General features: G+C 70.6%; 7 protein-coding genes. 2 read left to right on the top strand and 5 right to left on the bottom strand.

Annotated elements, in window-relative coordinates; all coding sequences use genetic code 11:
- Positions 1–51 precede the first annotated feature (51 nt).
- The gene (gene katG, locus GT030_RS24555; RefSeq protein WP_161202960.1) at positions 52–2,292 is read right to left on the bottom strand and encodes a catalase/peroxidase HPI; all 2,241 of its coding nucleotides are present in this window, start codon (positions 2,290–2,292) and stop codon (positions 52–54) included.
- Positions 2,293–2,327: 35 nt separating this feature from the next.
- A complete protein-coding gene (locus GT030_RS24550) occupies positions 2,328–2,768 on the bottom strand; it encodes a Fur family transcriptional regulator (RefSeq protein WP_161202959.1) in 441 nt (146 codons plus the stop codon).
- 321 nt (positions 2,769–3,089) lie between these two features.
- Between GT030_RS24550 and GT030_RS24545 the strand changes: the two genes are divergently transcribed.
- On the top strand, positions 3,090–4,250 hold the full coding sequence (locus GT030_RS24545) for an acyltransferase (RefSeq protein ID WP_161202958.1): 1,161 nt from the start codon (positions 3,090–3,092) through the stop codon (positions 4,248–4,250).
- A gap of 58 nt (positions 4,251–4,308) precedes the next feature.
- On the opposite strand, the gene GT030_RS24540 is transcribed toward GT030_RS24545, so the two are convergent.
- From GT030_RS24540 to GT030_RS24530, 3 genes are all read right to left on the bottom strand, one after another.
- Positions 4,309–4,545, bottom strand: coding sequence for a chaplin (locus GT030_RS24540; protein WP_161202957.1), 237 nt, complete (start codon positions 4,543–4,545; stop codon positions 4,309–4,311).
- A 302-nt stretch (positions 4,546–4,847) separates the two neighbouring features.
- Positions 4,848–7,004, bottom strand: coding sequence for a discoidin domain-containing protein (locus GT030_RS24535; protein ID WP_161202956.1), 2,157 nt, complete (start codon positions 7,002–7,004; stop codon positions 4,848–4,850).
- A 200-nt stretch (positions 7,005–7,204) separates the two neighbouring features.
- On the bottom strand, positions 7,205–8,296 hold the full coding sequence (locus GT030_RS24530; RefSeq protein WP_161202955.1) for a GNAT family N-acetyltransferase: 1,092 nt from the start codon (positions 8,294–8,296) through the stop codon (positions 7,205–7,207).
- 285 nt (positions 8,297–8,581) lie between these two features.
- On the opposite strand from GT030_RS24530, the gene GT030_RS24525 reads away from it, so the two are divergent.
- Positions 8,582–9,541, top strand: a 960-nt coding sequence (locus GT030_RS24525; protein ID WP_346009738.1) for a chitinase, incomplete at its 3' end; no start/stop codon positions are given.

Here is a 9,541-nt window from a genome sequence, read left to right as displayed (position 1 = left end):
GGGGCGCCCCCGAACCGGCCGGTTCGGGGGCGCCCCTTCAGGTGCTGCGACTCAGGCGAGGTCGAAGCGGCCCAGGTTCATCACCTTGTGCCACGCGGCGGCGAAGTCCTTGACGAACTTCTCCTTGGCGTCGTCGGAGGCGTACACCTCGGCGACGGCGCGCAGCTCGGCGTTGGAGCCGAAGACCAGGTCGGCACGGGTGCCGGTCCACTTGACCGCGCCGGTGGAGGCGTCGCGGCCCTCGAAGGTGGCCTGGTCCTCGGAGGTGGAGCTCCACGTGGTGCCGAGGTCGAGCAGGTTGACGAACCAGTCGTTCGTCAGCACGCCCGGCGTCTCGGTGAAGACGCCCAGCTCGGAGTCCTGGTGGTTGGCGCCCAGGACCCGCAGGCCGCCGATGAGGACGGTCAGCTCCGGGGAGGTGAGGGTCAGCAGGTTGGCGCGGTCGACGAGCGCGTACTCGGCGCGGCCGGGGTTGCTGCCCTTGCCGGAGTAGTTGCGGAAGCCGTCGGCGGCGGGCTTGAGCGCCTCGAACGACTCGATGTCGGTCTGCTCCTGGCCGGCGTCCACGCGGCCCGGCGTGAAGGGCACGTCGACCGGGAAGCCGCCGTCCTTCGCGGCCTTCTCCACCGCGGCGTCGCCGCCGAGGACGATGAGGTCGGCCAGGGAGACGTGCTTGGCACCGGCGGAGGCGTTGAACTCCTCCTGGATGCCCTCGAGCGTGCGGAGCACCAGGGCGAGCTGGTCCGGGTCGTTGACCTCCCAGCCGCGCTGCGGCTCCAGGCGGACGCGGGCGCCGTCGGCACCGCCGCGCTTGTCGCTGCCGCGGAAGGTGGACGCGGACGCCCACGCGGCGCTGACGAGCTGCGCCACGGTGAGACCGGAGTCGAGGATCTTGCCCTTGAGCGCGTCGGCGTCGGCCGCGTCGATCGGCTCGCCCACCGGCTGGGGCAGCGGGTCCTGCCACAGCAGCGTCTCCTCGGGGACCTCGGGGCCGAGCAGCAGCGACTTCGGGCCCATGTCACGGTGGGTCAGCTTGTACCAGGCGCGGGCGAAGGCGTCCGCGAATTCCTCGGGGTTCTCGTAGAACCGGCGGGAGATCGGCTCGTAGATCGGGTCGAAGCGCAGCGCCAGGTCCGTCGTGAGCATGTTCGGCGCGATCTTCTTGTCCGGGTCGAAGGCGCTGGGCACGGTGCCGTCGCCCGCGCCGTCCTTCGGCTTCCACTGCTTGGCGCCGGCGGGGCTCTCGGTCAGCTCCCACTCGTAGCCGAAGAGGGTGGCGAAGAAGTTGACGTCCCAGGTGATCGGGGTGGAGTTCCAGGTGACCTCCAGGCCCGAGGTGATGGTGTCGGGGCCCTTGCCGGTGCCGTAGCTGCTCTTCCAGCCGAGGCCCTGCTGCTCCATGGGGGCGTCCATCGGGTCGGGGCCGACGTCGCTCGACGGGCCCGCGCCGTGGGTCTTGCCGAAGGTGTGACCGCCCGCGATCAGGGCGACGGTCTCCTCGTCGTTCATCGCCATGCGGCCGAAGGTCTCGCGGATGTCGCGGGCCGCGGCGATCGGGTCCGGGTGGCCGTTCGGGCCCTCCGGGTTGACGTAGATCAGGCCCATCTGGACGGCCGCGAGGGGCTCCTCCAGCTCGCGGTCACCGGTGTAGCGCTCGTCACCGAGCCACGTGGTCTCCGGGCCCCAGTACACGTCGGCGTCGGGCTCCCAGGCGTCCACGCGGCCGCCGCCGAAGCCGAAGGTCTTGAAGCCCATGGTCTCCAGCGCGACATTGCCCGCGAGGATCATGAGGTCGGCCCAGGAGATGTTCTTGCCGTACTTCTTCTTCACCGGCCACAGCAGCCGGCGGGCCTTGTCAAGGTTGGCGTTGTCCGGCCAGCTGTTGAGCGGGGCGAAGCGCTGCTGGCCGGTGCCGCCACCGCCGCGGCCATCACGGGTGCGGTAAGTGCCGGCGCTGTGCCAGGCCATGCGGATGATGAACGGGCCGTAGTGCCCGAAGTCGGCGGGCCACCAGTCCTGGGACGTGGTGAGCACCTCGGCGAGGTCGCGCTTCACGGCCGGCAGGTCGAGGCTCAGGAACGCCTCGGCGTAATCGAAGTCCTCGCCCAGCGGGTTGGCGACGGGCGGGTTCTTGGCAAGGACCTTCAGGTTGAGCTGCTTGGGCCACCAGCGGTCGTTGCCGCTCCCGAGGGCCGGGTGCAGGGAGGTGGCACTGGCTCCGTGCGCGACGGGGCAGCCGCCGGTCTCCTCGGGCTTCGGGTCGGTGACGATCGCGTCTTCGTTGTGAGGCATGTCGATCCTTCCGGAAAGGGCGAGATAAAACGGCGCTAGGAGCTGCGGCCGGTGGAACAGTCGGAGCAGACGCCCCAGTACACGACCTCGGCCTCGTCGATGACGAAGCCCCGGTCGTCGGAGGCGGTCAGGCAGGGCGCGTGGCCCACCGCGCAGTCGACGTCGGCGACGGCACCGCACGACCTGCACACGGCGTGGTGGTGGTTGTCGCCGACGCGTCCCTCGAACCGGGCGGCGCTGCCGGCCGGCTCGATGCGGCGTATGAGACCCGCGGCGGTGAGCGCGTGCAGGGCCTCGTAGACGGCCTGTACGGAGATGTGGCCCACTCGCTCACGGACCTGGGCGGCGATCGCCTCGGCACCGAGGTGGTCGCCCGCGCGGACGGTCTCCAGCAGCGCGACGCGGGCCGCCGTGACGCGGAGGCCCGCACCGCGCAGTTCCGCGGCGGCGGTGGTCGGAGGCTGGGATGCGGTCATGAGGGAACACTAGCGCGTTAAACACGAACGATTCAAGAAAACGAGCTGTACAAGTTTTTGACTTCTTTGGGTCACCGCCCGACATCGGTGCGTACCCGCACACATCAGCTCCTACCGGACAAACGGCACCCACCGAGGTGGTGGTTCCCCACCGGGGCGGCGCTCACTCGTCCGGGTGCTCCGGGCCCGCCATCCGTGGCAGGGCGGACGCTCTCTCGTTCGGCAGCAGTGTGACGTTTCCGGCATGACGTGAATGCCGGGGCGCCGGAGGGCAGCAGTCCCCTTCATGCCCCACGCGAACCTCCAGCGGCAGGTGATCGGATGACCACGGCGACGCCCCGGACGCCCCGGACGCCGCCCGCACGGCCCGACGCGGCCGGCGCCCCCACCTCACCGGACGGCGTCAGACCCGCGCTGCCCTCGCTCACCGGACTGCGCTGGGTGGCGGCCCTGCTGGTCTTCGGACTGCACATCAACAACTTCGGCTACCTCGGCGGCCAGGCCGGGCGCCTGGTCTCCTGGGCCTTCACCCCCGGCGGCACCGGGGTGTCGTTCTTCTTCATCCTGTCGGGGTTCGTACTGACCTGGTCGGCCCGGCCCGGCGACCGGGCGCCCGGCTTCTGGCGGCGGCGGATCGCGCGGGTCTACCCGGTCCACCTGGCCACCGCCCTCCTCGCGGTCGCCATCGCCTTCGCCATGGGCAAGCCGGCCCTCCCGACCTGGAAGCAGACCCTGGCGAACGTGTCGCTGGTGCACTCCTGGTGGCAGCCCTGGTGGCAGACGCTCAACCCGGTGAGCTGGTCGCTGGCCTGCGAGGCGTTCTTCTACGCCCTCTTCCCGGCCCTCTTCTGGCTGCTGCGCCGCCTCGGCACGCGCGGCACGCTGGTCCTCGGCGGCTGCGCGGCGGTGGTGGCGCTGGCCCTGGCCTGGGCGGACGCCCATCACTGGCTGAACCAGCCGATGTACTCGCTGCCCCTGGCCCGGCTGCCGGAGTTCGTGCTCGGCACGGTCACCGCGCGGCTGGTGCTGCTCGGCCGCTGGCGCGGCCCCGGCGTGGAGGGCTCGCTCGCCCTGGCCCTCCTCGGCTACTTCCTCGTCCCCCAGGTGGCACCCGGTTACGCGGCCACGTCCTGCACCCTGACCGGGTTCACCCTGCTGATCCCGGCGGCGGCCGTGGCCGACCTGCGCGGGCTGCCGACGCTGTGGCGGGGGCGGCGGCTGGTGCGCCTCGGGGAGCTGTCGTTCGCGTTCTACATGGTGCATCTGCTCGTGCTGCGCGCGGGCATCTCCGTCCTGGGCGACAAGCCGCGCTTCGGCGCCGTGGCCGGCATCGGCGTGACCGCGGCCGCGTTCGTGATCTCGCTCGCGCTGTCCTGGGCGCTGTTCGAGGGCGTGGAACGCCCGGTGCGGCGCCTGTTGCTGCGGAGCGGCCGGACGAAGGGACGCCCCGCCGTCCAGCAGGAGCCGGTCGCGGCCGACTGACCCGCGGCATGCGGGTGCCGGCCCCTCCACGAGGAGCCGGCACCCTACGCATGCGCTGTCAGGAGTTGGCGCAGATGTTGCCGAACGCGGGGTTCAGCAGGCCCACGACGTCGATCGTGTTGCCACACAGGTTGACCGGGACGTCCACGGGGAACTGGACGACGTTGCCGGAGGCGACGCCGGGGCTGTTGGCGGCGACACCGGTGGCAGGGTCCGGGTCGGCCGCCTGGGCCGCCGTGGCGCCGGAGAGGGCAAGGGCGCCCGCGAGAACAGCCGTCGCAGCAAGCTTGCGCATACGCATGAGTTGCCTCACTGAATCGAGGTTGGGACCCCTCCATCACAGCGGCAGCTCGGGCGGTGCGCCCGCTGCAATACTCCGTTCGGGCGGCGGCCCCCGGTCCGGGGGCCGTCCGAGGCGGGAGCGGGAGGCTCCCGGTGGGTGAAGTCGGCCCGGCCGCCCAGGGAGTTGACCTGGACGGCCGGCCGCTCGGACGCCTGACCGGGCCGGGGGCCGTGACGGAGGGCCGCGCGGCCCGCCGTGCACGCCACCCTAGGCGCGGCCCGCGGAGCCCGCCTTCCGGGCTCCGCGCACCCGCTCTACGGGAATTGCGTGATCTTGGACGGGACGGTGTCCGACCCCGAGGTGGGAGCCCCGGTGTTGTTGACGACGTGGGCGTACTGACCCTTGCCGCCGAGTGAGATCACCAGGATGTCGTGCAGCTTGACCCCGGAGTTCACCGGGACCTGGAACCCGTGCGCCTGGACGATGGAGGAGTCCGTGGTGAAGTTGCAGTAACTGCCCAGACCCCACGCCTCGTGCGAGGTGACCGAGTCGGCGACCTTGTAGGCCGCGTAGCCGACGATGCCGTCATGGGTGATGGCGGCGGAGTTGGGCACGTCGTACGCCTTCTCGTTCTGGAAGAAGATCGTGCGCCCGCGCTGGCCGGCCCAGTACACGTCGTACTTGTTGTAGTGCTCGACGAACAGGCCGGTGGCCAGGACGTCGTTGCCGTTCACCCGCAGGCCGTAGTCGGCACGGTTGGTGTCCCAGCCGACGCCGCTGCCGTGGTCGGCGCGCCACAGCCAGGTGTGGTCGATGATCACGTTGTTGCTGTTGACCACGACCGAGTTGGTGGCGAGACCGGGTCCGGCACCGCCGATGCGCACGAACACGTCCTGCATGGTGGTGGGGTTGGCCGAGTGGTCGGCGGTGGAGCCGGCCGGGCCGATCCGCAGGAGGGTGTCGGAGTTGGCACTGCCCGCGTCGATGAGGAAGCCGGCGAGCCTGACGCCGTCCACGTCGGCCACGTGCATGGCGTCGACGCCACCGTCCGGGACGATGGTGGCGAGACCCAGGCCGAGGACCACGGTGTTGGCGCGGGTGACCTCGATGGCCCGGTCCAGGTGGTAGACACCGGGCGTGAACAGCAGGTTGAGGCCCTGGGCGAGCGCGGCGTTGATGGTGGCCGCGGTCGCGCCGGGCTTGACCACGTAGAACTGGTCGAGCGGCAGCGAACTCCCCGCGTTGGCCGGCCAGGACACGCCGCGCGCGTTGGTGCGCTTGGCCGGGACGAACACCTTGTACGTGGAGCCGTCGAGGTAGAGGAACGGCTTCTCGCGGGAGACCGGGGTGTTGTCCAGGGTGGTGTACGGGCCGCTGTCGAAGTTGGTCGCGGGCGCGCCCTGCACACCGCTGAAGACCATGTTCCACACGCCGTTGGTCCAGCCGCCCACCGAGCTGTCACGGGTGTACCACTGCTGCTGGGAGTACGGTCCCACCGTGCCGTCGATCTTGGAGTCGGCGATGTAGCCGCCGGAGGCCCAGCCGTAGCCGTTGGGCGCGAGGTTGAGGCCGCCCTGGACGTGGATGCGGCGGAACGGCGCGGCCTGGGCGACGGCCCAGCGGTCGGTGCCGTTGACCGGGCGGATGGCGAGGTTCTCCGCCGAACGCCAGAAGTTCTGCGTGGCGTTGCCGTTGAACCAGCCCGCGTCGACGGTGATGTCACCGTTGATCTGCACGTCGTCGGGGTTGAGCCCGAGGCCGGAGACCGAGGTGTAGAAGCCGAGCTGGGCGTTGATGTTGTTGTACGTGCCCGGCTTCATCAGGAACTGGTAGCGGCCGGAGCCGAACTGGTTCGACTCCTGGCTGGCGAAGACACTGTCGAACTTCTGCTGGAGGTTCGGCGTGCTCGGGTCGACGACGATCACGTTCGGGCCGAGGTCACCGCCGCCCTGCACCGGCGGGACACCGGTGGTGCCGGTGTGCACGGCCATCTCCCACAGCGAGTAGCCGTAGGCGGTGGCTCGCGCGGTCCCGTTGATGCGGACGTACCGGCCGGACCCGCTCACCGCGTAGGAGGCGGTACCGCCCGTGCCGCCGGTGACGGTCTTGAGCGTGGTCCAGTTGGTGCCGTCGGTCGAGCTCTGGAGCTGGAAGTCCTTGCCGTAGGCGGCTTCCCAGTTCAGGTCGATACCGCACAGGTCCTGCACCGAGCCGAGGTCGACGCGCAGCCACTGCGGGTCGGCGAACGCGCTGGACCAGCGGGTGCCCGTGTCGCCGTCGAAGGCGGCGGAGGCCGGGGTGCCCGCGCTCTCGGTGGACGAGGCGGTGGCGGGCCTGCCCTGCGCGGCGTTGGCGGTGTTGCAGCCGGCCTGGGCGGCGTCCGTGGCGGCGACGGCCGGGGGTTGGAGGGTGGGCAGGGCGAGCAGCGCTGCCGTGGCGGCGAGCGCTGTCCCCAGGGATCTCAGTCTCATTGCGGCTCCCTGCGACTGCGGGACCGGGAGACCGGCCCCTGCTTAGTTCATGTTTTGATTTAAGGGATGAACCAACTCGGCGCAAGCCTTCGGAAGCCAAATCCTTCACGCACAAGGGCGTTCACACCCAGCGGCCGTTCACAACGGCGCGGGGCTGTCCGGACCATATGCTTTGGTCCCGACAGCCCCGCGCGGTACGGTCAGCGGCCCGGTCGCCCCTGGGTGCGCAGCTGCCCGACCGTCTTCAGCAACCGATCGGCGGGGGCGCGCAATTGGGGATGGGCCAGCACGGTGTTGCGCAGTCCGCGCACCGGCCGGCGCCACACCCGCTGGGCCACGGAGACGGGGTGCGGGCGGGACGCGAAGCCCTCGCCGACCCGGAGTTCCCGGGTCTTGAGCCAGTCCTTGTACTCCTTGTCGCCCCGCCCGAGGTCGACCAGGGTCACCCCGCTGCGGGCGGCGCCCTCGGCCGTGCGCAGGTGCATCATCAACCCGGGCGAGTAGTAGTGAAATTCGGGGTCGTAGGCGGTGAACCAGGCGGCCAGGACGGTACTGGAGCGGGGCCCGAAGTGGGCGGCGACCGGGCGGTCGCCCGCGTACAGCACGGAGAGCACTCCGGTGAAGTGCTCCTCGCGGACGTGGAAGAGGTGGTTCACCAGGTCGACGATCCAGGGGCGGGAGAACCGGTCCATCCGGCCGGTGCGGCGGTACTGGGCCGACTTCCAGCGCATGAGGGTGCGCAGCACCTGCGGGTCGCGCTCGTCGAAGACGAACCGCACCTCGCCGATGTCCCGGCCGAGCCGGCGCTCCTTCTTCAGGGTCGTCTTGGCGAGACCGGGGTAGGTGGCGCGCAGCCACTCCGGGTAGGTGCCGTCGCCGGGTTTCACGTCGATGACCGGCGAGGCGAAGGTGCCGGTGAGGTACGGGGCGAACGGCCGCTGCTCCTGCACCAGATGGTCGAACTCGAAGATGCTGAGCCCGCAGGCGCGCAGCAGTTCGGCCGCGTCCCAGGTGACACCGGGCCGGTGTACGAGCGCCTGGCAGTCGGAGAGCCCGAGCCCGATGGCCCGGCCGGTGCCGAGCGGCCCCCGCTCGTACGGCAGGAAGCCGACCGGCTCACCGTCCTCGCGCAGTACCGCGATGCGTACACCGCCGCGATGACGGCCCACTCCGATGGCGAACTCCGGCGCGAGGAAGGGGTTGGCGTACTCGGGTGACTCGTCCATCGCCCGGTGCCAGGCCCCGCGCAGCGCGGAGGTCAGTTCGCCGGGTCTGTGAATGGTGATCTCCACCGTGGTTCGCCCCGCCCTTCATGTGATCGCTCCCCCTCGCGTACCGCCGCTCAAACGTGGCGAAACAGTACGCACAGCGTCAAGGGTGCCTCAGAGGGCGGACGGTCGCCACGGTTTCGCACAGATCGACGGAGTCGGCAAGTCCCGTGCACGGATGGGGCGTTCACTTGCCGCAAGGTAAAGAGAAGGTTTGGTCCAGTCCAAAGGCAGGTATTGGACTAGACCAAGCCGGGCGCCGTCCACGAGTCTGGCACTCCCCCATCCCCCACCCTCTGGAGGCTCGTAGTGAGACGACTTCGGGCATGTCTGGGCGCGGCGGCCGCCGTCACGCTGGCCGCGGCCGGCACGACGGCACTGGTCGCGGGCAGCGCGTCCGGCGCCACGAGCGCGCTCGACAACCGCTGGTACGCGGCGGCCCCGTATCTGATGCCGACGGACAACGACCCGCCGGACGCGGCCGCCATCATGGACGCGACCGGCCTCAAGGCGTTCCAGCTCGCCTTCGTGCTGGCGCCCAACGGCGGCGGCTGCTCGCCCACGTGGGGCGGCACCTCGCCGGTCTCCTCGGACACCGCAGTGCAGTCCGTGATCAACACCATCCGGTCCAAGGGCGGTGACGTCTCCATCTCGATCGGCGGGTACGGCGGCACCAAGCTGGGCCAGACCTGCGCCGACCCGGCCGCCACGGCGGCGGCCTACCAGCAGGTCATCACCAAGTACGGCCTGCACGCCATCGACTTCGACCTGGAGGAGCCGGAATACGAGAACACCGCGGCCATCCACAACGAGATCGGCGCGGCCAAGATCCTCCAGCAGAACAACCCCGGCCTGTACGTCTCGGTCACCACGGCCGGCACGGCGGACGGCACCGGCTGGTTCGGCAAGCAAATGCTGCTGGAGGCGAAGTCCCAGGGCTTCACCCCGAACAACTTCTCCATCATGCCGTTCGACGGCGGCTTCAACGGCGCGGCGAGCCAGACCAGCGCGCTGGCCAACTTCAACGGCATCCTGCGCTCCACCTTCGGCTGGGACGAGGCCACGGCGTACGCGCACGAGGGCTTCTCCGGGATGAACGGCCGCAGCGACACCGGGGAGTACTTCTCCCAGGCCGACTTCCAGACGGTGCTGGACTTCGCCACCGGCCACCACATGGACCGCTTCACCTTCTGGAGCCTGAACCGGGACCGCCAGTGCACCCCGGCCGACAACGGCGGCCGCACCTCGGGCACTTGCTCCAGCGTGGCC

It is taken from the genome of Streptomyces sp. SID1328 (assembly GCF_009865595.1).
Classification (GTDB): domain Bacteria; phylum Actinomycetota; class Actinomycetes; order Streptomycetales; family Streptomycetaceae; genus Streptomyces; species Streptomyces griseoluteus.
The sequence above is the reverse complement of the archived record's forward strand: the minus strand, read 5'-3'. Positions and strand labels throughout refer to the sequence as shown.

Bases quoted from the DNA above. Each gene is read 5' to 3' on its own strand.
- GT030_RS24540 (WP_161202957.1), bottom strand. From the start codon at position 4,545: ATGCGCAAGCTTGCTGCGACGGCTGTTCTCGCGGGCGCCCTTGCCCTC.
- katG (WP_161202960.1), bottom strand. From the start codon at position 2,292: ATGCCTCACAACGAAGACGCGATCGTCACCGACCCGAAGCCCGAGGAG.
- GT030_RS24545 (WP_161202958.1), top strand. From the start codon at position 3,090: ATGACCACGGCGACGCCCCGGACGCCCCGGACGCCGCCCGCACGGCCC.
- GT030_RS24535 (WP_161202956.1), bottom strand. From the start codon at position 7,004: ATGAGACTGAGATCCCTGGGGACAGCGCTCGCCGCCACGGCAGCGCTG.
- GT030_RS24550 (WP_161202959.1), bottom strand. From the start codon at position 2,768: ATGACCGCATCCCAGCCTCCGACCACCGCCGCCGCGGAACTGCGCGGT.